26 protein-coding genes are annotated in these 23,126 nt (G+C 61.2%); 24 read left to right on the forward strand and 2 right to left on the reverse strand.

What is annotated here, in order from left to right; genetic code table 11:
• Positions 1-73 precede the first annotated feature (73 nt).
• From J2Y86_RS26040 to J2Y86_RS26085, 10 genes are all read left to right on the forward strand, one after another.
• Positions 74-445, forward strand: coding sequence for a chemotaxis response regulator CheY (locus tag J2Y86_RS26040; RefSeq protein WP_003183998.1), 372 nt, complete (start codon positions 74-76; stop codon positions 443-445).
• A 22-nt stretch (positions 446-467) separates the two neighbouring features.
• Positions 468-1,256 carry a protein phosphatase CheZ gene (locus J2Y86_RS26045; RefSeq protein WP_253438285.1) on the forward strand — a complete coding sequence of 263 codons (789 nt, stop codon included), beginning with the start codon at positions 468-470 and terminating at the stop codon, positions 1,254-1,256.
• Positions 1,257-1,311: 55 nt separating this feature from the next.
• A complete protein-coding gene (locus tag J2Y86_RS26050) occupies positions 1,312-3,558 on the forward strand; it encodes a chemotaxis protein CheA (protein WP_253438287.1) in 2,247 nt (748 codons plus the stop codon).
• A gap of 50 nt (positions 3,559-3,608) precedes the next feature.
• Positions 3,609-4,739, forward strand: coding sequence for a protein-glutamate methylesterase/protein-glutamine glutaminase (locus J2Y86_RS26055; protein ID WP_253438289.1), 1,131 nt, complete (start codon positions 3,609-3,611; stop codon positions 4,737-4,739).
• Positions 4,739-5,479, forward strand: a complete 741-nt coding sequence (locus J2Y86_RS26060) for a flagellar motor protein (protein ID WP_253438291.1) — start codon at positions 4,739-4,741, stop codon at positions 5,477-5,479. The genes J2Y86_RS26055 and J2Y86_RS26060 overlap by 1 nt, the downstream gene beginning before the upstream one ends.
• A gap of 15 nt (positions 5,480-5,494) precedes the next feature.
• Complete coding sequence (gene motD / locus J2Y86_RS26065; RefSeq protein WP_253438293.1) at positions 5,495-6,385, forward strand: flagellar motor protein MotD; 891 nt, start codon at positions 5,495-5,497, stop codon at positions 6,383-6,385.
• A gap of 39 nt (positions 6,386-6,424) precedes the next feature.
• Positions 6,425-7,213: a ParA family protein gene (locus J2Y86_RS26070; protein WP_017337200.1), complete on the forward strand. Its 789-nt coding sequence runs from the start codon at positions 6,425-6,427 to the stop codon at positions 7,211-7,213.
• Position 7,214: 1 nt separating this feature from the next.
• Positions 7,215-8,093: a CheW domain-containing protein gene (locus tag J2Y86_RS26075; RefSeq protein ID WP_253438295.1), complete on the forward strand. Its 879-nt coding sequence runs from the start codon at positions 7,215-7,217 to the stop codon at positions 8,091-8,093.
• A gap of 74 nt (positions 8,094-8,167) precedes the next feature.
• A complete protein-coding gene (locus J2Y86_RS26080) occupies positions 8,168-8,653 on the forward strand; it encodes a chemotaxis protein CheW (protein ID WP_008024622.1) in 486 nt (161 codons plus the stop codon).
• Positions 8,654-9,046: a DUF2802 domain-containing protein gene (locus J2Y86_RS26085; protein WP_253438297.1), complete on the forward strand. Its 393-nt coding sequence runs from the start codon at positions 8,654-8,656 to the stop codon at positions 9,044-9,046.
• 132 nt (positions 9,047-9,178) lie between these two features.
• On the opposite strand, the gene J2Y86_RS26090 is transcribed toward J2Y86_RS26085, so the two are convergent.
• Positions 9,179-9,508, reverse strand: a complete 330-nt coding sequence (locus J2Y86_RS26090) for an EscU/YscU/HrcU family type III secretion system export apparatus switch protein (RefSeq protein WP_253438299.1) — start codon at positions 9,506-9,508, stop codon at positions 9,179-9,181.
• Complete coding sequence (locus tag J2Y86_RS26095) at positions 9,505-11,079, reverse strand: flagellar hook-length control protein FliK (protein WP_253438301.1); 1,575 nt, start codon at positions 11,077-11,079, stop codon at positions 9,505-9,507. The genes J2Y86_RS26090 and J2Y86_RS26095 overlap by 4 nt, the downstream gene beginning before the upstream one ends.
• A gap of 196 nt (positions 11,080-11,275) precedes the next feature.
• On the opposite strand from J2Y86_RS26095, the gene ccmA reads away from it, so the two are divergent.
• The 14 genes from ccmA (at position 11,276) to phnF (ending at position 23,118) form a co-directional block, all read left to right on the forward strand.
• Positions 11,276-11,911: a cytochrome c biogenesis heme-transporting ATPase CcmA gene (ccmA, locus tag J2Y86_RS26100; RefSeq protein ID WP_253438302.1), complete on the forward strand. Its 636-nt coding sequence runs from the start codon at positions 11,276-11,278 to the stop codon at positions 11,909-11,911.
• Positions 11,908-12,576 carry a heme exporter protein CcmB gene (gene ccmB / locus J2Y86_RS26105; RefSeq protein WP_084320586.1) on the forward strand — a complete coding sequence of 223 codons (669 nt, stop codon included), beginning with the start codon at positions 11,908-11,910 and terminating at the stop codon, positions 12,574-12,576. Before ccmA ends, ccmB begins: the two co-directional genes overlap by 4 nt.
• A 75-nt stretch (positions 12,577-12,651) precedes the next feature.
• Positions 12,652-13,407 carry a heme ABC transporter permease gene (locus tag J2Y86_RS26110; RefSeq protein WP_157714069.1) on the forward strand — a complete coding sequence of 252 codons (756 nt, stop codon included), beginning with the start codon at positions 12,652-12,654 and terminating at the stop codon, positions 13,405-13,407.
• The gene (ccmD, locus tag J2Y86_RS26115; protein WP_253438304.1) at positions 13,404-13,580 is read left to right on the forward strand and encodes a heme exporter protein CcmD; all 177 of its coding nucleotides are present in this window, start codon (positions 13,404-13,406) and stop codon (positions 13,578-13,580) included. Before J2Y86_RS26110 ends, ccmD begins: the two co-directional genes overlap by 4 nt.
• Positions 13,577-14,032, forward strand: a complete 456-nt coding sequence (gene ccmE / locus J2Y86_RS26120) for a cytochrome c maturation protein CcmE (protein WP_008026817.1) — start codon at positions 13,577-13,579, stop codon at positions 14,030-14,032. Before ccmD ends, ccmE begins: the two co-directional genes overlap by 4 nt.
• Before the next feature lie 3 nt (positions 14,033-14,035).
• A complete protein-coding gene (locus J2Y86_RS26125; RefSeq protein ID WP_253438307.1) occupies positions 14,036-16,024 on the forward strand; it encodes a heme lyase CcmF/NrfE family subunit in 1,989 nt (662 codons plus the stop codon).
• Positions 16,021-16,557, forward strand: coding sequence for a DsbE family thiol:disulfide interchange protein (locus J2Y86_RS26130; RefSeq protein WP_253438309.1), 537 nt, complete (start codon positions 16,021-16,023; stop codon positions 16,555-16,557). The genes J2Y86_RS26125 and J2Y86_RS26130 overlap by 4 nt, the downstream gene beginning before the upstream one ends.
• Complete coding sequence (locus J2Y86_RS26135; RefSeq protein ID WP_253438310.1) at positions 16,554-17,027, forward strand: cytochrome c-type biogenesis protein; 474 nt, start codon at positions 16,554-16,556, stop codon at positions 17,025-17,027. The genes J2Y86_RS26130 and J2Y86_RS26135 overlap by 4 nt, the downstream gene beginning before the upstream one ends.
• Positions 17,020-18,219 (forward strand): c-type cytochrome biogenesis protein CcmI, encoded by a 1,200-nt coding sequence (gene ccmI / locus J2Y86_RS26140; RefSeq protein WP_253438312.1) that lies wholly within the window; start codon positions 17,020-17,022, stop codon positions 18,217-18,219. The genes J2Y86_RS26135 and ccmI overlap by 8 nt, the downstream gene beginning before the upstream one ends.
• 15 nt (positions 18,220-18,234) lie before the next feature.
• Positions 18,235-18,639: a hypothetical protein gene (locus J2Y86_RS26145; protein WP_253438314.1), complete on the forward strand. Its 405-nt coding sequence runs from the start codon at positions 18,235-18,237 to the stop codon at positions 18,637-18,639.
• A 905-nt stretch (positions 18,640-19,544) separates the two neighbouring features.
• Entirely contained in the window at positions 19,545-20,378 is an 834-nt protein-coding gene (phnC, locus tag J2Y86_RS26150) for a phosphonate ABC transporter ATP-binding protein (protein ID WP_214381572.1), read from the forward strand.
• A 44-nt stretch (positions 20,379-20,422) separates the two neighbouring features.
• Entirely contained in the window at positions 20,423-21,439 is a 1,017-nt protein-coding gene (phnD, locus tag J2Y86_RS26155; protein ID WP_253438316.1) for a phosphonate ABC transporter substrate-binding protein, read from the forward strand.
• 155 nt (positions 21,440-21,594) lie between these two features.
• On the forward strand, positions 21,595-22,377 hold the full coding sequence (gene phnE / locus J2Y86_RS26160) for a phosphonate ABC transporter, permease protein PhnE (RefSeq protein ID WP_253438318.1): 783 nt from the start codon (positions 21,595-21,597) through the stop codon (positions 22,375-22,377).
• A 36-nt stretch (positions 22,378-22,413) separates the two neighbouring features.
• Complete coding sequence (gene phnF, locus J2Y86_RS26165; RefSeq protein ID WP_253438320.1) at positions 22,414-23,118, forward strand: phosphonate metabolism transcriptional regulator PhnF; 705 nt, start codon at positions 22,414-22,416, stop codon at positions 23,116-23,118.
• Positions 23,119-23,126: the final 8 nt, after the last annotated feature.

Consider the following 23,126-nt stretch of genomic DNA (forward strand, 5'->3'; position numbering starts at 1 on the left):
CGGATTGATTGAAATGGCGCGTCCAGGTGCTGGGCGCGTTTAAGACTGCTTGGAGGTCGAATTGGACAAGAACATGAAAATCCTCATCGTTGATGACTTCTCAACGATGCGGCGGATCATAAAAAACCTGTTGCGTGACCTTGGGTTCACCAACACGGTCGAGGCCGACGATGGCACTACTGCCATTCCGGTTCTCAACAGCGGGAGCATCGACTTTCTGGTAACGGACTGGAACATGCCTGGCATGACCGGCATCGATCTGCTGCGCCACGTGCGCGCCGATGAAAAGCTCAAGCACCTGCCGGTGCTGATGGTGACCGCTGAAGCCAAGCGCGAGCAGATCATCGAAGCGGCCCAGGCCGGTGTTAACGGCTATGTGGTCAAACCCTTCACGGCCCAGGCGTTAAAAGAAAAAATCGAGAAGATTTTCGAACGCATCGGTTGAGAAACTGCGCCACGGGGGAGCTATGGACCACAACGAATCTTCACAGGGCGATTTTGAATCGACCCTGAAAAAACACGCGGTCGAACTGGTCGAAAGCCTTGAAAAAGGCAGGTTCGGCGACGCTGTGCAACTGATCCATGAGCTCAATCAGACCCGTGACCGCGGCCTGTATCAGGAAGTGGGCAAGCTCACCCGCGAGCTGCACAGCGCGATCGTCAATTTCCAGATTGACCCGCACATGCCGCAAGCCGAGGAAGTGTCGCAGATCACGGATGCCACCGAGCGCCTGGGTTATGTTGTGAAACTGACCGAGGCTGCCGCCAACCGCACCATGGATCTGGTCGAGAACTCCACGCCGCTGGTCAACAGCCTGAGCGATGAAGCCCAAGCGCTGAGCACGGACTGGGGGCGGTTCATGCGTCGCGAAGTCGGGGCTGAAGAGTTTCGCGAGCTGGCACGGCGTGTCGACGGTTTCCTGGCACGCAGCAGCACGGACAACCGCGCGGTGTCGAGCAACCTCAACGACATTCTGCTCGCTCAGGATTATCAGGACCTCACAGGTCAAGTGATCAAGCGTGTGACCCAATTGGTCACCGAAGTTGAAAGCAACCTGCTCAAGCTCGTGCTTATGGCCAGTCAGGTGGACCGCTTTGCGGGCATCGAACATGACCGTGAAGCGATGCTTGCTGAAAAAGATCCGCAAAAACATCTCTCTCAGGGTGAAGGTCCGCAGATTCATGCCGATAAAAGAGAAGACGTTGTGTCCGGTCAGGACGATGTGGACGATTTGCTATCCAGCCTGGGATTTTAGAGTTTTGGAATTTTAGGTTTTTTAGGTTTTTAGACCTGTTAGGAGCACCCCCTTAATGAGCTTCGGCGCCGATGAAGAGATCCTTCAGGATTTCCTGGTTGAGGCCGGCGAGATTCTAGAGCAACTGTCCGAACAGCTGGTCGAGCTTGAAAGCCGACCGGATGATGCGGATTTGCTCAATGCAATTTTTCGCGGTTTTCACACTGTAAAAGGGGGCGCCGGCTTCCTCCAGCTCAACGAGTTGGTGGAGTGCTGTCACATCGCCGAGAACGTGTTCGACATCCTGCGCAAGGGTGAACGTCGCGTCGACTCGGAATTGATGGACGTGGTTCTCGAAGCGCTGGATGCGGTGAACAGTATGTTTACCGAAGTCCGCGAGCGCAGCCCGATCACGCCTGCCACGCCTGAATTGCTCGCGGCCCTGGCCCGTCTGGCCGAGCCGCAAACCGCCGATGAAGCCGCGCCTGTGGCTGAAGTGGTGGAAGCACCGGCTGCCGAAGCCGAATCAGGCGACATCACCGATAACGAATTCGAACAACTGCTGGACTCGCTGAACGCCGTCAAGGCCCAGGCCGAGGCGCCGGCCGTTGCTCCGCTGCCCGCTGGCGATGCCGCGGCCGGCGACGAAATCACCGATGCAGAATTCGAGTCGTTGCTCGATCAATTGCACGGCAAAGGCCAGTTCGCGGTCGACGCGGTAGCCGCACCTGCTGCCCCCGCGGCACCGGCTGCTCCAAAAGCGGCGGGCGACAGTTCCGACATTACCGACGACGAGTTCGAAGCTCTGCTCGATCAGTTGCACGGCAAGGGCAACTTTGCCGTCGACGCGCTGGAGTCGGCGATTGCCGCCGTACCAGCCCCGGCTGCGCCTACCGCTAAAGCGGCCGGCGGCGATCTGATCTCGGATCACGAGTTCGAATCGCTGCTCGACGAATTGCACGGCAAAGGCAAGTTCACCGAAGTCGGCACCGGTTCTGCCGCTGCTGCGGTAGCGGCGCCCGTCGCCAAAGCCCCGGCACCGGTCGCCAAGGCGCCCGAGCCAAAAGCTGAAGCGCCGAAGCCTGCTGCCGCCGCTGCACCGGCGCCTGCCCGTGCACCGGCTGCGCCACCGGCGGAAAAACCGGCCAGCGAAGCCGAGACCACCGTGCGGGTCGATACCGCGCGTCTCGACGAAATCATGAACATGGTGGGCGAGCTGGTACTGGTGCGTAACCGTCTGGTTCGTCTGGGTGCCAACAGCGCCGATGAGGCCATGTCCAAGGCCGTGTCGAACCTCGACGTGGTCACCGCTGACTTGCAAACCGCGGTCATGAAGACCCGGATGCAGCCGATCAAGAAAGTCTTCGGGCGCTTCCCGCGTCTGGTTCGCGACCTGGCTCGCCAGCTCAAGAAAGAGATCAACCTGGAGCTGGTCGGCGAAGAAACCGACCTCGACAAGAACCTCGTCGAGGCCCTGGCCGACCCGCTGGTCCACTTGGTGCGCAACTCGGTCGACCACGGCATTGAAGAGCCGGCCGATCGTGAAGCGATGGGCAAACCGCGTAGCGGCAAAGTGATCCTGTCCGCTGAGCAGGAAGGCGACCACATCCTGCTGTCCATCTCCGATGACGGCAAGGGCATGGATGCCGACGTGTTGCGCGGCATCGCGGTGAAGAAAGGTTTGATGGACAAGGATGCGGCGGACCGTCTCAGCGAGTCCGACTGCTTCAACCTGATCTTCGCACCGGGTTTCTCGACCAAAACCGAGATCTCCGACGTGTCGGGTCGTGGCGTGGGCATGGACGTGGTGAAAACCAAGATCGCCCAGCTCAACGGCACCATCAACATCTACTCGACCAAGGGCAAGGGCTCGAAGATCGTCATCAAGGTCCCGTTGACCCTGGCGATCATGCCGACGCTGATGGTCATGCTCGGCAACCAGGCGTTTGCGTTCCCGCTGGTGAACGTCAACGAGATCTTCCACCTCGACCTGTCGCGCACCAACGTGGTGGACGGCCAGGAAGTGGTGATCGTGCGGGACAAGGCGCTGCCACTGTTCTATCTCAAGCGCTGGCTGGTCAGCTCCGCCGCTCACGAAGAGCAGCGTGAAGGCCATGTGGTGATCCTTTCGGTGGGCACTCAGCGGATCGGCTTCGTCGTCGATCAACTGGTCGGCCAGGAAGAAGTGGTCATCAAGCCATTGGGCAAAATGCTCCAGGGAACCCCGGGCATGTCCGGCGCCACCATCACCGGTGACGGCCGCATTGCGCTGATTCTCGATGTTCCGAGCATGCTCAAGCGTTACGCCGCACGGCGTATTTGATTCTGGGGGAGCGGGGCGACTGAGCCTCGCCCCCGCCTAACGGAGTGTTTATGGTAGTCAAGGTCCTGGTGGTGGACGATTCGGGGTTTTTCCGCCGCCGCGTCTCGGAAATTCTTTCAGCAGATTCGAATATCCAGGTCGTCGGTACGGCGACCAACGGAAAAGAGGCGATCGATCAGGCGCTGGCCCTCAAGCCAGACGTGATCACCATGGACTACGAGATGCCGATGATGGATGGCATCACGGCCGTGCGGCACATCATGCAGCGCTGCCCGACACCGGTGTTGATGTTCTCCTCGCTGACGCACGAAGGCGCCCGGGTCACCCTGGACGCGCTGGATGCCGGCGCGGTGGATTTTCTGCCGAAGAACTTCGAAGACATCTCGCGCAATCCCGAGAAGGTCAAGCAACTGCTGTGCGAGAAGATTCTCAGCATTTCGCGCAGTAACCGGCGTGTCAGTACCTACAGCGCTCCGGCCCCGGCACCAGTCGCCACGCCAGCCCCGACACCTGCGCCTTCCAGCGTCGGCAGTTATGGCAGCAGCGCACCGGCACGTCCGGCACCGATCCCGGCTCGTGCCTCTGCGCACGCACCGTCGTCGCCCGCGCCGAAACGCAAAGCCTACAAGCTGGTTGCCATCGGCACGTCCACCGGCGGCCCGGTTGCCCTGCAGCGCGTATTGACGCAATTGCCGGCCAACTTCCCGGCTCCGATCGTGCTGATCCAGCACATGCCGGCGGCCTTCACCAAGGCATTCGCCGAACGTCTGGACAAGCTCTGCCGCATCAGCGTCAAGGAAGCCGAGGATGGCGACATCCTGCGTCCGGGCCTGGCGTTGCTGGCACCGGGTGGCAAGCAAATGATGATCGACGGCCGTGGCGCGGTGAAAATCCTGCCCGGCGACGAGCGTCTGAACTACAAGCCGTGCGTGGACATCACCTTCGGTTCGGCGGCCAAGTCCTACGGTGACAAAGTTCTGGCGGTCGTGCTGACCGGCATGGGCGCCGACGGTCGTGAAGGTGCGCGTCTGCTCAAGCAGGGCGGCAGCTCGATCTGGGCTCAGGATGAAGCCAGCTGCGTGATCTACGGCATGCCGATGGCGATCGTCAAAGCTGAACTCGCCGATGCGGTGTACGGCCTCGACGACATTGGCAAGCACCTGGTCGAGGCGTGTATCTGATGGATGTACTCAGCCTTATCGGGATCATCATGGCGTTCGTCGCCATCATTGGTGGCAACTACCTTGAAGGCGGTCACCTCGGCGCGCTGGCCAACGGCCCGGCAGCGTTGATCGTGCTCGGCGGCACCATCGGTGCGGCACTGTTGCAATCGCCGATGAGCGCCTTCAAGCGCGCCATGCAGATTCTTGGCTGGATCCTGTTCCCGCCTCGCGTGGACCTGGCCGGCGGTGTCGACCGCGTGGTGAACTGGAGCCTGACCGCCCGCAAGGAAGGTCTGCTCGGTCTGGAAGGCGTGGCTGACGCCGAGCCCGACGCTTACTCGCGCAAAGGCCTGCAACTGCTGGTGGACGGTGCCGAGCCAGAGGCCATTCGCAGCATTCTGGAAGTGGATTTCTACACGCAGGAAAGCCGTGACATCGAAGCCGCCAAAGTGTTCGAGAGCATGGGCGGCTATGCGCCGACCATCGGCATCATCGGTGCGGTGATGGGCCTGATCCACGTCATGGGCAACCTGGCCGATCCGTCGCAACTGGGCAGCGGCATTGCCGTGGCGTTCGTCGCGACCATCTACGGCGTGGCCAGTGCCAACCTGGTGCTGCTGCCGATTGCCGCCAAACTCAAGTCCGTCGCGTTGCGTCAGTCGCGTTATCGCGAAATGTTGCTGGAAGGCATTCTGTCGATCGCCGAAGGTGAAAACCCTCGCTCTATCGAGTTGAAGCTTCAGGGCTTCATGGATTGATGGGGGTAATGGATCATGGCTCGTCGTCGACAACCTGAAGAACATGTAAACCATGAACGCTGGCTCGTTTCCTACGCCGACTTCATTACGTTGCTGTTCGCCTTTTTCGTGGTGATGTACTCGATTTCTTCGATCAATGAAGGCAAGTACAAGATCATCTCGGAAGCGTTGATCGGCGTGTTCACCGATTCGGATCGTGCGCTCAAGCCGATCCCCATCGGTGAAGAGCGTCCGAAAACCGTGACCCCGGCCAAGCCGCTGGTCAAGGACAGCGAGCAGGTCGATGCCGGGATTGCCGGGGCCAGTGATCCGCTGAAAAGCATTGCCGACGACATCAGCGCCGCGTTCGGCGACTTGATCAGCTCCAACCAGATGACCGTGCGCGGCAACGAGCTGTGGGTCGAGATCGAACTCAATTCCAGCCTGTTGTTCGGCAGCGGCGATGCCATGCCCAGCGACATGGCGTTCAACATCATCGATAAAGTCGCCGTGATCCTGAAGCCGTTCGACAACCCGATTCACGTCGAAGGCTTCACCGACGATCAACCGATCCGCACCGCGCAGTATCCCACCAACTGGGAATTGTCCTCGGCACGTTCGGCGAGCATCGTGCGCATGCTGGCGATGCAGGGTGTGAACCCCGGTCGACTGGCGTCGGTGGGTTACGGCGAATTCCAGCCGGTGGCCAACAACGCCACGGCAGAGGGCAGGGCGCGCAACCGTCGCGTGGTGCTGGTCGTGTCACGAAATCTCGATGTACGTCGCAGCCTCACCGGCACCGGAACCGCCAATGCGCAACCGGATGCCGCGTTGAAGCGTGCTGGCACACAAACTGCACCTGCACCGGTCAAGTCGCCGGGACGAGAGAGCGCCGTCAATTCTCCGTCACCCGCATTAATACGTTGAGCTATTTCCCGGTCGACTCGACCGGGAGGAACAATCCGAATGAGAGTCTGGGCCGTTGCCAATCAAAAGGGTGGTGTTGGTAAAACCACTTCCTCCATCGCTTTAGCCGGATTACTGGCCGAGGCGGGCAAGCGCGTGGTCGTGGTCGATCTCGACCCCCACGGCTCGATGACCAGCTACTTCGGTTACGACCCCGACAGCCTGGAACACAGCAGCTACGACCTGTTCCTGCACAAGGGCAGCGTGCCGCAAGGCTTGCCCGGTCAGTTGCTGTTGCCCACCAGTCACGCGAGTATTTCCCTGCTGCCGTCGAGCACCGCGCTGGCGACCCTTGAGCGTCAGTCGCCGGGGCAGAGTGGTCTGGGCCTGGTGATTGCCAAGAGCCTGGCGCAATTGTGGCAGGACTTCGATTACGCGGTGATCGACAGCCCGCCGTTGCTCGGTGTGTTGATGGTCAATGCCTTGGCGGCCAGTCAGCAATTGGTGATACCGGTGCAGACCGAGCACCTGGCGGTCAAAGGCCTGGAGCGCATGGTCAACACCTTGGCGATGATCAACCGTTCACGCAAACAGCCGCTGGCATTCAGCATCGTGCCGACCCTGTTCGATCGCCGGACCCAAGCCTCCCTCGGGACCTTGCGGGTCTTGCGCGACAAATATCCCGAAGAAATCTGGCAGGGCTACATCCCTGTCGATACGCGGTTGCGCGACGCCAGCCGTGCCGGCGTCACGCCTTCGCAATTCGACGGCAAGAGCCGCGGCGTATTGGCTTATCGCGCACTGCTCAAGCACATGCTGACGCAGCAATCCGTTGCGCAGGTGGCGTGAGATGAATCGCCCGGTGAAAATCACGTCCCGTCCGCAACTTGCGCTTCAGTCCTATCTGGACAGCTTGCTGATGGAGGCGACCGAAGAGTTGCCGCCGGAAATCGAAGCAATTCCCGAGGTCGTCGAGGTTGAAGCGGCGCTGGACGAATTCCAGGCCGCGGTGCTTGAAGAGCAGGCCCGCGATGCGCAGAAACCGGTCGAGAAACCGGTAGCCGTTGCCGCGCCGATCGCAGCGCCCGTGGTGAAAGCCCCGGTGGCGCTGATCGAAGCGCCGGCGCCGGTTCTGGCGCCCGTCTCGACCATCGCGCCGCTCCTGCAAGCCTTGGTGCCGCCGATCGTCGAAGTTCATCTGCCACCGAGCAACACGCCGCCACCGGTGGAAACCGACGGTCGTCCTGCCTGGGCCGCCGAGCCGTTCGAATGCCTGTTGTTCGATGTCGCCGGGTTGACCCTGGCGGTGCCGCTGGTGTGCCTGGGCTCGATTTATTCCCTGGCCGGTCAGGAGCTGACGGCGCTGTTCGGTCAGCCGGAATGGTTCCTCGGGATCCTGCCGAGCCAGGCCGGCAATCTGAAAGTGCTCGATACCGCCCGCTGGGTCATGCCCGACCGCTATCGCGATGACTTCCGTCAGGGCCTGCAATACGTTATTTCGGTTCAGGGCTACGAGTGGGGGCTGGCGGTGCATCAGGTCAGCCGCTCGTTGCGCCTGGACCCGAACGAAATCAAATGGCGCAGCCACCGTGGTCAACGGCCATGGCTGGCAGGCACGGTGATTGAACACATGTGTGCGTTGCTCGACGTTTCCGCGCTGGCCGAGTTGATCGCCAGCGGCGGGGCAAAGCACATGAGCGGCAGCAAGCCGGTCCACAAACCGACATAACAACACGCGGGGCGAGTGACTTGCCATCGCACCGAACACACACCGCCAGGAGCGGTTTTTCGAGGGGTCAGGGTATGAATGATAAGGCGTCGTCTGCAAAAGGTTCCGAAGATCCGATCCTGCAATGGGTAACCTTCAAGCTGGACAATGAAACCTACGGCATCAACGTGATGCGCGTTCAGGAAGTCCTGCGTTACACCGAAATCGCCCCGGTCCCGGGTGCCCCGAGCTACGTGCTGGGTATCATCAACCTGCGCGGTAACGTGGTCACCGTGATCGACACCCGTCAGCGCTTCGGCCTGATGAATGCCGAGATCAGCGACAACACCCGGATCGTCATCATCGAAGCCGACAAGCAAGTGGTCGGGATCATGGTCGACAGCGTGGCCGAAGTGGTTTACCTGCGTCAGTCGGAAATCGAAACCGCACCGAACGTGGGTAACGAAGAGTCCGCCAAGTTCATTCAAGGCGTGTGCAACAAGAACAACGAATTGCTGATCCTGGTCGAGCTGGACAAGATGATGAGCGAAGAAGAATGGTCGGAACTGGAGAGTATCTGATTGATTCTCGAGGTTGCGGTCATTGTCCTGTTCCTCTTCTGGGCAGGCACGCTGGCGATGTTTCTGGCGTACATTCGGGGCCAGCGGCTGATCGCTGCACAACAGGCCCAGGGCGATGCGCTGCGTGATCAGCGCATCAAGGACCTGGCCAAGCGCGTTGACGACTATCAGAGCGGCAGCGTGCGCATGGGTGAAGACCTGCACGAACTGCGCGCCGTCGTCGGGCCGTTGCCGGACAAGCTGGCTCAGCTTGAACAGCGCGACCCGTCGAGCCTGTCGTTTGCCCAGGCAGCACGCCTGGTCGGAATGGGCGCGAGCGTCGATGAACTGACTCAGTCCTGCGGGTTGACCCAGGCTGAGGCGGAGTTGATGAGCAAGCTGCACAAGAACTGATTTTTGCGGTCGCCTGAGACTGCATTCGCGAGCAAGCCCGCTCCCACATTTGATCTTCAGTGGACACAGATTTTGTGTACGACCGAGATCAAATGTGGGAGCGGGCTTGCTCGCGAAAGCGTCTTTGAAACCTCAGTAATCGTCCCCGCGGTCGGTGATGTCCTTCTCGACCATCAACGCACTCGGATCATGCCCCTGCGGAAACTTGCCCTTCAGGTTCCACGCAAACGCGATGATCTCGGCAATCGTCCGATACAACTCTTCCGGAATACTGTCCCCCAGCTCCATCCTTGCCAGCAGTTTCACCAGCTCGGCGTTCTCGTAGATCGGCACTTCATAATCGCGGGCAATCCTGAGGATTTCTTCCGCCAGCTCTTCGTCGCCCTTGGCCGTGAGAGTCGGGGCGTGGGTGCCGTCGTATTTGAGGGCGATGGCCTGGCGTGGCGTATCGGAATTTCTCATGCGGTTTCGTCGACCCAGCGTTGTTCGAGACGGGTTTGCGGTCCTTGGGGTGGGGTGCCGTGGTGGCAATCGAGATCGCCGACATTCAAGCCTGACGCCAGCAAGCGTTCACGCAGCCCGGCCAGATTGCTCTCGATCAGGCTGGCGGTGTAGGGCCGCTCGGCCCACAGCTGGCTGGACAGGCTGCCGTTGATCAACTGCGCCTGAATCTGCAGCGGACCCAACGGCTCCATGTCGAACGCCAGATCGACACGCCACAATTGTTGCTTGGGCTCGCGTTCGTCACGGCGCTCCTTGGGTTGATCTTTTTCGGGAGCTTCCTCGCGCTGGAACTTGACCTGCAACGGCACGATGTCCTGCATGTTGCGCATCGGGATTTCCAGCTGCCAGGTGCTCATCAGCCGGCCATCGTTGGTGACGCCGGTTTGCTCCAGGCTCGACAGTTGATGGCTTTGCAGGCGTGAAACCGCCGCTGCGGCCAAACGCAGCAAGTGCTCCAGATCATCTTCGCCGTCCAGGCTTTGCAGGAAACGCTCGGGCAGGGGGAAACCGGTCGGCTGCGGTTTGGCGCTGACCTGACCGAGCATGCCCAGGGCGCTGCGCACGAAGCTCGGCATCGTCTGGGCCAGGGTATTGGCAGCAATGATCGCGCTGAGGTTGGTATTGGCCGGCAGCCCCTGGCTCAGTTGCGCGATCAGCTTGAGCAGATCGCCTTTCATGTCTGGGGCCAGTGTCGGATTTTGCCCGGTGAGCAGTTTCGCCTCCAGAAACAGGCCGCTATTGGCCAGTGCCAGGGCCAGGCCTTTTGGCGAACTCAGTTGCTGAACGTCCGGCAGGCCGGCGAGCAGCTTGTCCACGACGGCACGCAGGTCGCTGGAGGTCTGATTCGAGGCGGGCAGGTTTTGCAGCAGTTTCAGCAATCCGTCCAGCGAACCCTGGCGACTTTGTTGGCTGACCAGTTGCTGGGTGACGGCCAATTGTTCCTGGCGGTTGCTCAGGGGGACGAATTTCAGGGTCTGGGTGTCTTGCACCAGCGCGCTCAATAAAGTGCCGATGCGCAGCGGCGTCGGACTGTCGATGCTCAGGGTGCTGCCGCTCAGTGACGTGTTGAGCAGGCTCACCAGCGAGCGAAACACCATCGGCTGCCCCGGCACTTGCGGCATCACCTGGGACGTCAGCACTTTGCCTTGCAGCAAGGTGCCCACCGGCAATTGTGCCGTGTCGAGGCGGGTGAGGGTGGCGACGCTGGTGGCGATGGCCTGTTGCACGGTGATGGCGAGGTTGCTCGCCGATGGCTGGGTAATCGCCAGGCTCGTGCCCTGGGGCAACGGCTGATTGCTGGTGGCCTGAACCGTTGTCTGACGGCCACTCTCGAGGGTGACCTTGAGCAACAGTTGAAAGGTCTGGTCCGCCTGCTTGAGCGACAGCACTTCAGCCTTGGCGCTCTGTCCGGCAGCGATCAGGCCTTCCATCGGCGAGAGCAGCTTGAGCAGATCACCGCTCACCACCTGCGGCCGCGACGTCGCGGGCGTGGTCGGTGGTAGCGGGAGGATGTTCATTTCGCCTGTCATACGCGGTCACAACCTGAGGAAATTGGCCTCTTTAGAGTAGGGCATGGCATGTATAATGCCGCCCGTCTTTCGGAGAGTGACGAAAACATTGCAATTGTTTGACGCAGCTCTCTAGAACAGGCCGCCAATGCATCTATGCTGCATCTCTTTAGCGGCCGCTCCGCCGCCGACTTGAACCGTAAAGGCCCATGATCTCTTGACCAGTCCAGTCCTGCAAACCGTTGCCCTCGCCTGTGAGCGAGACCTTCGGCTGCTCTTCGAAAATCTCGAATTGAGACTGGCCAGTGGCGAAATGTTGCAAATCAGCGGCCCCAACGGCAGCGGCAAAACCAGTCTTTTACGTCTGCTGTCGGGTCTGATGCAACCGACCGCCGGTCAAGTGCTGCTCAACGGCCAGCCGTTGAACGAACAACGCGGTGAACTGGCGCGCAACCTGCTGTGGATCGGTCATGCAGCCGGCATCAAGGATTTGCTGACGCCGGAAGAAAACCTCAGCTGGCTCTGTGCCCTGCATCAGCCCGCCACCCATGAAGCCATTCGGGCAGCGCTTGAAGCTGTCGGACTGCGCGGTTTCGAAGATGTTCCTTGCCACACCCTGTCCGCGGGCCAGCAACGTCGTGTGGCGTTGGCGCGCCTGTATCTGGACAGTCCGCCGCTGTGGATCCTCGACGAGCCGTTCACCGCGCTCGACAAACAAGGCGTGGCGCAACTCGAAGAACACCTGGGCGCGCACTGTGAGCGCGGCGGTATGGTCGTGTTGACCACTCACCACACGCTGACCCGGATGCCGGCCGGCTATCGCGACATTGATCTGGGGAACTGGGCCGTATGAGTGTTTTCGGCCTGTTGGTCGCCCGTGAGGCTCGCTTGTTGTTCCGCCGTCCCGCGGAGCTGGCCAATCCGCTCGTATTCTTCGCGATCGTGGTTTCGCTGTTCCCGTTGGCGGTCGGCCCCGAGTCTCAATTGTTGCAAACCTTGTCCCCGGGACTGGTCTGGGTGGCAGCCCTTTTATCGGTTTTGCTCTCGCTGGACGGGCTTTTCCGCAGTGATTTCGAAGACGGTTCCCTTGAACAGTGGGTCCTTTCGCCGCACCCCCTGCCTCTTCTGGTTTTGGCCAAGGTACTGGCACACTGGGCCTTCTCTGGTCTGGCACTGGTTTTGCTCGCTCCACTGCTGGCGTTGATGCTCGGTTTGCCAACCGCCTGTCTGCCGGTGTTGCTGCTTTCCCTGTTGCTCGGTACACCGGTGCTCAGCCTGCTCGGTGCGGTGGGCGCCGCCCTGACGGTGGGGTTGAAGCGTGGCGGCCTGTTGCTGGCGCTGCTGATTCTGCCGTTGTACATCCCGGTGTTGATTCTCGGCAGTGGCGCCTTGCAGGCGGCCTTGCAGGGTATGCCGGCGACCGGTTATCTCCTGTGGCTTGGCAGCCTGACCGCCCTGGCGATAACCCTGACACCTTTTGCAATAGCTGCTGGCCTGAAGATCAGCGTCGGCGAATAATGAGGTCTGGTCATTTTTTGATCAGTAAAGACCCTTGGCTCTTCAAAGCGAAGAGCAACCGTGATGGAAACTGCAATGAACTGGACCTGGTTTCATAAGCTCGGCTCACCCAAATGGTTTTACGGCATCAGTGGCAAACTGCTGCCGTGGCTGAGCATTGCCGCGTTGCTGCTGATTGGCGTCGGCGTCGTTTGGGGCCTGGCCTTCGCGCCGCCTGACTACCAGCAAGGCAACAGCTTTCGCATCATCTATATCCACGTTCCGGCCGCCATGCTGGCGCAGTCCATCTACGTGATGCTGGCGGTGTGCGGGATCGTCGGGCTGGTGTGGAAGATGAAACTGGCCGACGTCGCCCTGCAATGCGCGGCCCCCATCGGTGCCTGGATGACCGCCGTGGCGCTGGTCACCGGCGCGATCTGGGGCAAGCCGACCTGGGGCTCGTGGTGGGTCTGGGATGCGCGACTTACGTCCATGCTTATTCTGCTGTTTCTGTACTTCGGTCTCATTGCGCTGGGCAACGCCATCAGCAATCGTGACAGCGCGGCCAAGGCCTGCGCGGTACTGGCGATTGTCGGCGTGATCAACATCCCGATCATCAAATACTCGGTGGAGTGGTGGAACACCCTGCACCAGGGTGCGACCTTCACCCTTACCGAAAAACCGGCAATGCCGGCCGAGATGTGGCTGCCACTGCTGCTGACGGCGCTGGGTTTCTACTGTTTCTTCGGTGCCGTGCTGCTGCTGCGCATGCGCCTTGAAGTGCTCAAGCGCGAAGCCCGCGCCAGTTGGGTAAAGGCCGAAGTGCAGAACAGTCTGGAGGCCGCTCGATGAGTTTTGCTTCATTCGGCGACTTCCTCGCCATGGGCCAGCATGGCCTGTATGTCTGGTCAGCCTATGGCATCTGCCTGGTAGTGTTGGCTCTCAACGTGGCGGCGCCGGTCCTGGCCCGCAAGCGGTATCTGCAACAAGAGGCGCGTCGTCTGCGCCGGGAGAACGGCAAGTGAATCCGCTGCGCAAAAAGCGTCTTATCATCATTCTCGCGATCCTGGTGGGTGTCGGCGCTGCCGTCGGCCTGGCCCTGAGCGCCCTGCAGCAGAACATCAACCTGTTTTACACCCCGACGCAAATCGCCAATGGTGAAGCACCGCAGGACACGCGCATTCGTGCCGGCGGCATGGTCGAGAAAGGTTCGCTGCAACGGTCCGGCGATTCGCTGGACGTGAAATTCATCGTTACCGACTTCAACAAATCCGTGACCATCAGCTATCGCGGGATCCTGCCGGATCTGTTCCGCGAAGGGCAGGGCATCGTCGCCCTGGGCAAGCTCAACGCTGACGGCGTGGTGGTGGCCGATGAAGTGCTGGCCAAGCACGATGAAAAGTACATGCCGCCTGAAGTGACCAAGGCCCTGAAAGACAGCGGCCAGTCGGCACCCACTCCAGCAAAAGAGGGCTAATTGATGATGTCCGGAATCTTTATCCCTGAATTGGGCCACCTGGCGATGATTCTGGCGCTGTGTTTCGCGCTGGTTCAGGCCGTGGTGCCGTTGCTGGGTGCCTGGCGCGGCGACCGCTTGTGGATGAGTCTGGCTCAGCCGGCCGCCTGGGGCCAGTTTGCCTTCCTTTTGTTCGCCTTCGGTTGCCTGACTTACGCGTTCATGGCCGACGATTTCTCCGTCGCCTACGTTGCCAGCAACTCCAACAGCGCGTTGCCGTGGTACTACAAATTCAGTGCGGTGTGGGGCGCCCACGAAGGTTCGTTGCTGCTGTGGGCGCTGATCCTCGGCGGCTGGACCTTCGCGGTGTCGGTGTTCTCCCGGCAGTTGCCGCAAGTGATGCTGGCGCGGGTGCTGTCGATCATGGGCATGATCAGCATTGGTTTCCTGCTGTTCCTGATCCTCACGTCGAACCCGTTCGAACGCATCCTGCCGCAAATCCCGGCGGACGGTCGCGACCTCAATCCGTTGCTGCAAGACATTGGCCTGATCGTTCACCCGCCGATGCTGTACATGGGTTACGTCGGGTTCTCCGTGGCCTTCGCCTTCGCCATCGCCGCGCTGCTGGGCGGTCGTCTTGATGCGGCGTGGGCGCGCTGGTCACGTCCATGGACCATCGTCGCCTGGGCCTTCCTCGGCATCGGTATCACCCTGGGTTCGTGGTGGGCTTACTACGAACTCGGCTGGGGCGGCTGGTGGTTCTGGGACCCGGTGGAAAACGCCTCGTTCATGCCTTGGCTGGTGGGCACCGCGCTGATCCACTCGTTGGCCGTCACGGAAAAACGTGGCGTGTTCAAGAGCTGGACCGTGTTGCTGGCCATTGCTGCGTTCTCGTTGAGCTTGCTCGGGACTTTCCTCGTGCGTTCCGGCGTTCTGACGTCGGTTCACGCCTTCGCCTCCGACCCTGAGCGCGGCGTGTTCATCCTGATCTTCCTGCTGTTCGTGGTCGGCGGTTCGCTGACGCTGTTTGCCCTGCGCGCGCCGGTCGTGAAAAGCCATGTCGGCTTCAACCTCTGGTCCCGGGAAACCCTGCTGCTGGGCAACAACCTGGTGCTGGTGGTGGCGGCGTCGATGATCCTGCTCGGCACCTTGTATCCGCTGATCCTCGATGCGATGACGGGCGCCAAGCTGTCGGTCGGCCCGCCGTACTTCAACGCGCTGTTCATTCCGTTGATGGCATTGCTGATGGTGGTGATGGCGGTTGGCATGCTGGTGCGCTGGAAAGACACCCCGGTCAAATGGCTGATGAGCATGTTGACCCCGGTGTTGCTCGGCAGCGCCACGCTGGCCGTGGTGGCTGGCGTCGCTTACAGCGATTTCAACTGGGCGGTGATCGCGACCTTCATGCTGGCGGCCTGGGTATTGCTGGCCGGCGTGCGTGACATTCTCGACAAGACGCGCCACAAAGGTTTGATCAAAGGCCTGCCGACCCTGACCCGCAGCTATTGGGGCATGCAAGTCGCGCATTTGGGCATCGCCGTGTGCGCGCTGGGTGTCGTGTTGTCGAGCCAGAACAGTGCCGAACGCGACTTGCGCCTGGCACCGGGCGAATCCATGGATCTGGGCGGTTACCAGTTCGTGTTCGAAGGTGCCAAACACTTTGAAGGCCCGAACTTCACTTCCGACAAGGGAACCGTGCGGGTCATCCGCGACGGCAAGGAAATCAGCGTGCTGCACCCGGAAAAACGCCTGTACACCGTGCAGAACTCGGTGATGACCGAAGCCGGGATCGACGCCGGTTTCACCCGTGACCTTTACGTCGCACTCGGCGAACCGCTGGGCGATGGCGCATGGGCCGTGCGCGTGCACGTCAAGCCTTTCGTACGCTGGATCTGGTTCGGCGGGCTGCTGACGGGGCTGGGCGGGTTGCTGGCGGCGCTGGATCGTCGTTATCGGGTCAAAGTGAAAAGCCGCGTGCGTGAAGCACTGGGCATGTCGGGAGCCACTGCATGAAGCGTTGGCTGATGTTGCTGCCACTGGCGATTTTCCTGGTGGTGGCTGTGTTCCTTTATCGCGGGTTGTACCTGGACCCCGCCGAGCTGCCTTCGGCAATGATCGGCAAACCGTTCCCGGAGTTTTCCCTGCCAGCGGTGCAGGGCGACAAGACCCTGACCAAGGCTGACATCGTGGGCAAACCGGCACTGGTCAACGTCTGGGGCACCTGGTGCATTTCCTGCCGGGTCGAGCACCCGGTGTTGAACAAACTGGCCGAGAAGGGCGTGGTGATCTACGGCATCAACTACAAGGACGTCAACGCGGACGCCTTGAAGTGGCTGAAGGAATTCCACAACCCGTATCAACTGGACATCCGCGACGACGAGGGCACGCTGGGCCTGAACCTTGGCGTGTACGGCGCTCCGGAAACCTTTTTCATCGACGCCAAGGGCATCATCCGCGACAAGTTCGTGGGTGTGATCGACGAACAGGTCTGGCGCGAAAAACTGGCGGCCAAGTACCAGGCGCTGGTCGACGAGGCCAAACCATGAAGCGCTGGATAGCGGCTGTTGTACTGGGGCTGAGCATGGCTGGCGTGGCACACGCAGCCATCGACACCTATGAGTTTGCCAAAGAAGGCGACCGCGAGCGTTTTCGCGAGCTGACCAAAGAGCTGCGTTGCCCCAAGTGCCAGAATCAGGACATTGCCGATTCCAACGCACCGATCGCCGCCGACTTGCGCAAAGAGATTTTCCGCATGTTGGGCGAGGGCAAGGACAATCAGCAGATCATCGACTTCATGGTCGACCGCTATGGTGATTTCGTCCGCTACAAACCTGCGCTGAACGCCAAGACTGCCTTGCTCTGGTTCGGCCCGGCCGGCCTGCTGCTGGGCGGTTTTGTGATCATCGCCGTGATCGTCCGCCGTCGTCGCGTTCAACGCGCTGATGCTCCGGACACGCTTTCTGCCGAGGAGCGCGAGCGCCTCGACCACCTGTTGGATAAAACCAAGAATGATTGATTTCTGGCTCGCTGCAGGTCTGCTGCTTCTGGTTGCCCTGAGTTTTTTGTTGATCCCCGTTCTGCGCGGCCGTCGCGCTCAACTGGAAGAGGATCGTACGGCCCTGAACGTCGCGCTGTATCAGGAGCGCGTGGCTGAGTTGCAAACCGAGCAGGAGGAGGGCGTGCTCAACGCTGCGCAACTGGAAACCGGTCGCGCCGAAGCGGCCCGTGAACTGCTTGCCGACACCGAAGGCGTCGAGGCTCCGCGGGTTTCCCGTCTGGGCAAACCGCTGCCACTGCTGGCGGCGATTCTGGTGCCGGTGTTGGGGCTTGGGCTCTACCTGCATTTCGGCGCGAGCGACAAGGTCGAACTGACCCGCGAATTCTCTCAGGCGCCGCAGTCGATGGAAGAGATGACCCGCCGCCTGGAGCGCGCCGTCGCGGCGCAACCGGATTCGGCAGAAGGCTTGTACTTCCTGGGTCGGACCTACATGGCGCAGGATCGTCCTGGCGATGCGGCGAAGATCTTCGAACGCACGGTGAACCTGGCCGGTCGTCAGCCGGAATTGCTCGGGCAATGGGCGCAAGCTCAATACTTCGCTGATGGCAAGAAGTGGTCGGACAAGGTCCAGGCCCTCACCGACGAAGCGTTGAAAGCTGACCCGAAGGAAGTGACCAGTCTCGGTCTGCTTGGCATCGCCGCGTTTGAAAGCGCGCGTTATCAGGACGCCATCGATTACTGGAATCGCCTGCTGGCGCAGCTGCCACCGGAGGATAATTCACGGGCCGCGCTGCAAGGCGGGATTGCCCGGGCCACTGAAAAACTCGAAGCCAGCGGCGGCAAGGTTGCCCAGGCACCCGCGGTCAAGTCGGCGTTGCTCAAAGTCAGCGTCGATCTGGCGCCAGCGCTCAAGGCCAAGGTTCAGCCGGGCGACAGCGTGTTCATCTTCGCTCGCGCCACCAATGGCCCACCGGCGCCACTGGCCGCCAAACGCCTGACCGTGGCGGACTTGCCGGCGACTGTCGAACTGGGCGATGCCGACGCAATGATGCCGCAGTTGAAACTGTCGAACTTCCCTGAAGTCCAACTGGTTGCGCGCATCTCCCGTGCTGGCCAACCGACCGCCGGCGAATGGATCGGTCGCAGCCAGCCGCTGGCCAGCAGCACCACCGCGCCGCAAAAACTGACCATCGACAGTCCGGACAAATAACAGGAAAACGCAACCATGACCGCTATCGCTCGTATCACCCTGCTCAGTCTGGTCCTGGGGTTAAGCGCGTGTGCGGTCCAGCGGCCCGAGCCGACGCCGCTGCCGCCGATCCCGCCCTCGCAGCCCAAGCCCACGCCGTCTACCTCGCCGACCCCGAGCAAGCCGAGCATTCCGGCCAAGCCTGCCAAACCGCTGCCACGCACCTCCGCCAGCTTCGCGCCGCCGCCGGGTGGCAACAGCCATTGGGATCCCAAGCTCGGCGTATACGTTCTCGAGGATCAGACCAACACCTTCTACCGCCAGCGCACGTACTACCGCTGGGATAACGGCTGGAGCCGGTCTGTCAGCCCGAACGGGCCGTGGGAAGAAACGGATATCCATGGCGTGCCGGGCGGGTTGGGGCGGCAATTCGGGCAGTAACGCAAAAGGCGACCTTCTGGGGTCGCCTTTTTTTTGGGCTCGGGGAAAGACTGGATTGCCACTGGACCTTGTGGGAGCGGGGCTGCTCGCGATAGCGGTGTGTCGGGTGGGCTGTTTTTGATGGTGTACAAATCCGTTTCTTGGGTAACGGCGGCTATTGGTTCCGCCCTTACGGCGGGTCACTTGGAGAAGCGCCAAGTAACCAAGCGCTTTTGCCCCTTTCGTTCGGTGCCTCGCCTAGGCTCGCCATGCCCTCCTTCCGGTCCTGCTCCGTGGGCCCGCCGCCATCGGCCATCCATGGCCGGGGGCGGCTAACCCGGCATCCATGCCGGGTTGCCCACTGCGCAGAACCTCCACTCGGCCTCACGAGGGGGCGACGACCGCGACAGCACCGCGAGGCGGCCTTCGGGCCGACCTGGCTCTTCGGATATATGCATTCCCCTGTGGGAGCTGGCAAGCCAGCTCCCACAGGGATTGTGGTGGTCATGACATGGGTGTTCACCGCCGATGATCCTGACGGACTTCAGGCCGGCTATCAGGCCGCCTCGTTTTTGATTTTGATCTTGATCTTGATCTGCCCCGTCGGAAGGCCGTACGTCAGGGGCGCTTGGTTACTTGGCGCTCTTCCAAGTGACCCGCTGTAAAAGCGGAATCATTAGCCGCCGTTACCGCAGCAACGGATATATACACCATCAAAAAACCCGCAGCCGGACACACAGCCATCGCCGGCAAGCCAGCTCCTACAGGTCCAGCAGTGACCCCATCCCGCTCAACCTTTCACAAAACCTTCATCAAATGGTTAATCCAGCGACTTGTGCAAGTCATAGGGCTGACACAGCCCGTGCCTAAAGTCGGTTGAACTTCAAAGCGGCCAGGGACGGCTGTTCAACCAGACAGAGAAGCCCATGAACGCAGCTATCCATGTCGATCATCTGAACAAGACCTTTGCGCGCAAAACCGCACTGGTCGACCTCGAACTCACCATCGCGGCCGGTGAGATGGTCGCGCTGATTGGCGCTTCCGGTTCCGGCAAATCCACGTTGTTGCGCCACCTCGCAGGCCTGGCCTGTTGCGATCGCAGCAACGGCGGCAGCGTCAAGGTGCTGGGGCGGGAGGTGCAGTCGTCCGGGCGGCTCAATGGCAAGGTTCGTCGTTTGCGCGCCGACATCGGCTACATTTTTCAGCAGTTCAACCTGGTCAATCGCCTCAGTGTGCTCGACAACGTGCTGCTCGGTTGCCTGGGGCGCATGCCGCGCTGGCGTGGCAATTTGTGCCTGTTCAATGCCGAGGAAAAGCGCTTCGCCCTCGAGTCCCTGGACCGTGTCGGCCTGGCCGATCTGGCGGCGCAACGGGCGTCGACCCTGTCCGGCGGCCAACAGCAGCGCGTGGCAATTGCCCGGGCGTTGACCCAGCGGGCCGAGGTCATTCTGGCCGATGAACCCATCGCGTCCCTGGACCCGGAGTCGGCGCGCAAGGTCATGGAAATCCTCGCCGACATCAACCGCCGCGATGGCAAGACCGTGGTGGTCACCCTGCATCAGGTCGATTACGCCACACGCTATTGCCCCCGCGCGGTAGCACTCAAGGGCGGGCGGATTCATTTCGATGGCCTCGCCGCCGACCTGAGCAGTCAGTTCCTCAATGATCTGTACGGTGCCGACCTCGACACCAGCCTGATGTTCTCCGACCAGTCCCGCCGCAGCGAACCCGCTCCCCGGCTGGTGCTGGCTCGCGTGTGAATAGCTCTATTTCCCTCAACTGCGCACCCTCAGGAATCCTTTCCATGCTGAACCGTATCGGTCGCGTTTTTGCTGGCGCCGCTTTGCTCGCCAGCTGTGTGCTGGGCACCGCCCAGGCTGAAGAAAAAGCCATCAACTTCGGCATCATGTCCACCGAGTCTTCGCAAAACCTGAAGAGCATCTGGCAACCGTTTCTGGACGACATGCAGAAGAAGACCGGCCTGAAAATCAACGCCACCTTCGCGTCCGATTACGCCGGACTGATCCAGGGCATGCGCTTCAACAAGGTTGATGTCGCCTGGCTGGGCAACAAGGCCGCCATCGAAGCCGTCGACCGTTCCAACGGCGAGATCTTCGCCCAGACCGCTGCCGCCAGTGGCGCCGCCGGTTACTGGAGCGTGCTGATCGTGCGCAAGGACAGTCCGATCAACTCCGTCGAAGACATGCTTAAAAACGCCAAGAACCTGACCTTCGGCAACGGTGATCCGAACTCCACTTCGGGCTATCTGGTGCCGGGCTACTACGTGTTCGCCAAGAACCACGTCGATGCCGCCACCGCGTTCAAGCGCACCCTCAACTCCAGTCATGAGGTCAACGCCTTGAGCGTGGCCAAAGGGCAGCTGGACGTGGCGACGTTCAACACCGAAAGCTGGGATCGCCTGGAAGTTACCCAGCCTGACAAGGCAGCGCTGCTCAAAGTGATCTGGAAATCGCCGTTGATTCCCGCCGACCCGCTGGTGTGGAGCAAGGCGCTGAGCGACAGCGAGAAGACCAAGATCCGCGATTTCATCTTCAGCTATGGCGACACCGATTCGGAGAAAGCGGTGCTTGCGGGCATGCAGCTGGGCAAGTTCCTGAAGTCCAGCGACGACCAGTTGCTGCCGATCCGTCAGCTGGAGCTGTTCAAGCAGCGCACCACGATCAGCACCGACAGCAAGCTTGAGGCCGCGGACAAGGCCAAGCGCCTGGCCGAGATCGATGCCGAACTGGCCAAGCTGCAAGAGCGCCTGACCTTGCTCGAGAAAAGCGCCGACAAAAAGACCGCGGCAGCCGCCGGCTGATTCACGACTCGGATCATGTGGGAGCGGGCTTGCCCGCGATAGCGCAGTGACAGTCAGCATTGATGTCGGCTGACACTCAGTCATCGCGGGCAAGCCCGCTCCCACAGGTTTTGCACTTGGCATTAGTCATGTGTCACGCCTTATGGAGAAACCTTATGACCACTCTGCACGCTGAAGCTGTCGGCAAGCGCACCTGGCCGCAGTACGCCGGTTGGGGGCTGTTTCTGCTCCTGCTGGCCTGGGCCTGGCACGGCGCCGAGATGAACCCGATGGCGCTGTACCGTGACTCGGGAAACATGGCGACCTTCGCCGCCGATTTCTTTCCGCCTGACTTTCACGAATGGCGCGCCTACCTCAAGGAAATGATCGTCACCGTCCAGATCGCCCTGTGGGGCACGGTGCTGGCGATTGTCTGCTCGGTGCCGCTGGGCATTCTCTGCTCGGAGAACATCACCCCCTGGTGGATCCACCAGCCACTGCGCCGGGTGATGGACGCCTTCCGCTCCATCAACGAAATGGTCTTCGCCATGTTGTTCGTCGTGGCAGTCGGGTTGGGGCCGTTTGCCGGGGTATTGGCGCTGTGGATCAGCACCACCGGCGTGCTCGCCAAGCTGTTTGCCGAAGCGGTCGAGGCGATTGATCCGGGCCCGGTTGAAGGGGTTCGCGCCACCGGTGCCAGCGCCTTGCAGGAAGTGATCTACGGGGTGATTCCGCAAGTGATGCCGCTGTGGGTCTCCTACGCGCTGTATCGCTTCGAGGCCAACGTGCGCTCCGCGACCGTGGTGGGGATGGTCGGTGCCGGCGGGATCGGCGTGATTCTGTGGGAGAACATCCGCGCCTTCCAGTTTGTTCAAACGTGCGCGGTCTTGCTGGTGATCATCGTCGTGGTGAGCCTGATCGACATCCTGTCGCAACGCCTGCGCAAGCAGTTCATCTGAATTTCGGAGGGGTGCCCGTGGGCGCTTTTTTTAAGCATGCAGTTGTCTAGACAAGATGAGCCGGTGTACCGCGAACTGGCCGACATCCTGCGGCGCGAGCTGGCCGATTATCAGGCCGGAGACTTCCTGCCGGCGGAGGTGCAGTTGGCCGAGCGTTTCGGGGTCAACCGCCATACCTTGCGCCGCGCCATCGATGAGCTGGTGTTCGAAGGCAGCCTGCTGCGCCGCCAGGGCAAGGGCACGCAGGTGCTGGAACGGCCGCTGATTTATCCGATGGCCGCCGACAGTGCCTACAGCCAATCGTTGTCGGCCCAGGGGCTCGGCGTTGAAGCCGTCCTGCTCAAGCGTCGTTACTGCTTCGCCAGTCGTGAAGAGGCGCAACACCTCGGTCTGGTCGAGATGGCGCCGATGATCGAGTTGCAGACCCTGCGCAAGCTCGACCACCAGCCCGTCAGCCTGATTCGCCATCGCTACTGCGCCAGCCATGCGCCGTTGCTGGCGGACTACACCGGCGGTTCCCTGCGCCAATACCTGAGCGAGCGCGACCTGCCGCTGACCCGCACCCTGAGCCTGATCGGCGCCCGTTTGCCCAGCCGCGAAGAAGCCGCGTTGCTGATGATGCCGCGGCATTTGCCGGCGCTGAGTGTGTTCACCCTTTCCCGCGATCGCGATGGCCGCCCGGTGGAGCTGGCCCAGTCCACCAGCCGTTCGGATCGCTTCCAGTACCAGGTCGTCACCTGATGGAGAAC

It is taken from the genome of Pseudomonas migulae, from assembly GCF_024169315.1.
Taxonomy (GTDB): domain Bacteria; phylum Pseudomonadota; class Gammaproteobacteria; order Pseudomonadales; family Pseudomonadaceae; genus Aquipseudomonas; species Aquipseudomonas migulae_B.

Excerpts from the sequence above, each read along its gene's own strand:
- J2Y86_RS26125 (WP_253438307.1), top strand. The coding sequence starts at position 14,036 with ATGATGTCCGGAATCTTTATCCCTGAATTGGGCCACCTGGCGATGATT.
- motD (WP_253438293.1), top strand. The coding sequence starts at position 5,495 with ATGGCTCGTCGTCGACAACCTGAAGAACATGTAAACCATGAACGCTGG.
- J2Y86_RS26050 (WP_253438287.1), top strand. The coding sequence starts at position 1,312 with ATGAGCTTCGGCGCCGATGAAGAGATCCTTCAGGATTTCCTGGTTGAG.
- phnF (WP_253438320.1), top strand. The coding sequence starts at position 22,414 with ATGCAGTTGTCTAGACAAGATGAGCCGGTGTACCGCGAACTGGCCGAC.
- J2Y86_RS26040 (WP_003183998.1), top strand. The coding sequence starts at position 74 with ATGAAAATCCTCATCGTTGATGACTTCTCAACGATGCGGCGGATCATA.
- J2Y86_RS26045 (WP_253438285.1), top strand. The coding sequence starts at position 468 with ATGGACCACAACGAATCTTCACAGGGCGATTTTGAATCGACCCTGAAA.
- phnC (WP_214381572.1), top strand. The coding sequence starts at position 19,545 with ATGAACGCAGCTATCCATGTCGATCATCTGAACAAGACCTTTGCGCGC.
- J2Y86_RS26110 (WP_157714069.1), top strand. The coding sequence starts at position 12,652 with ATGAACTGGACCTGGTTTCATAAGCTCGGCTCACCCAAATGGTTTTAC.
- J2Y86_RS26080 (WP_008024622.1), top strand. The coding sequence starts at position 8,168 with ATGAATGATAAGGCGTCGTCTGCAAAAGGTTCCGAAGATCCGATCCTG.
- J2Y86_RS26095 (WP_253438301.1), bottom strand. The coding sequence starts at position 11,079 with ATGACAGGCGAAATGAACATCCTCCCGCTACCACCGACCACGCCCGCG.
- J2Y86_RS26135 (WP_253438310.1), top strand. The coding sequence starts at position 16,554 with ATGAAGCGCTGGATAGCGGCTGTTGTACTGGGGCTGAGCATGGCTGGC.
- phnE (WP_253438318.1), top strand. The coding sequence starts at position 21,595 with ATGACCACTCTGCACGCTGAAGCTGTCGGCAAGCGCACCTGGCCGCAG.
- J2Y86_RS26130 (WP_253438309.1), top strand. The coding sequence starts at position 16,021 with ATGAAGCGTTGGCTGATGTTGCTGCCACTGGCGATTTTCCTGGTGGTG.
- J2Y86_RS26075 (WP_253438295.1), top strand. The coding sequence starts at position 7,215 with ATGAATCGCCCGGTGAAAATCACGTCCCGTCCGCAACTTGCGCTTCAG.
- ccmD (WP_253438304.1), top strand. The coding sequence starts at position 13,404 with ATGAGTTTTGCTTCATTCGGCGACTTCCTCGCCATGGGCCAGCATGGC.
- J2Y86_RS26055 (WP_253438289.1), top strand. The coding sequence starts at position 3,609 with ATGGTAGTCAAGGTCCTGGTGGTGGACGATTCGGGGTTTTTCCGCCGC.
- J2Y86_RS26090 (WP_253438299.1), bottom strand. The coding sequence starts at position 9,508 with ATGAGAAATTCCGATACGCCACGCCAGGCCATCGCCCTCAAATACGAC.
- ccmI (WP_253438312.1), top strand. The coding sequence starts at position 17,020 with ATGATTGATTTCTGGCTCGCTGCAGGTCTGCTGCTTCTGGTTGCCCTG.
- J2Y86_RS26145 (WP_253438314.1), top strand. The coding sequence starts at position 18,235 with ATGACCGCTATCGCTCGTATCACCCTGCTCAGTCTGGTCCTGGGGTTA.
- J2Y86_RS26060 (WP_253438291.1), top strand. The coding sequence starts at position 4,739 with ATGGATGTACTCAGCCTTATCGGGATCATCATGGCGTTCGTCGCCATC.
- J2Y86_RS26070 (WP_017337200.1), top strand. The coding sequence starts at position 6,425 with ATGAGAGTCTGGGCCGTTGCCAATCAAAAGGGTGGTGTTGGTAAAACC.
- ccmB (WP_084320586.1), top strand. The coding sequence starts at position 11,908 with ATGAGTGTTTTCGGCCTGTTGGTCGCCCGTGAGGCTCGCTTGTTGTTC.
- phnD (WP_253438316.1), top strand. The coding sequence starts at position 20,423 with ATGCTGAACCGTATCGGTCGCGTTTTTGCTGGCGCCGCTTTGCTCGCC.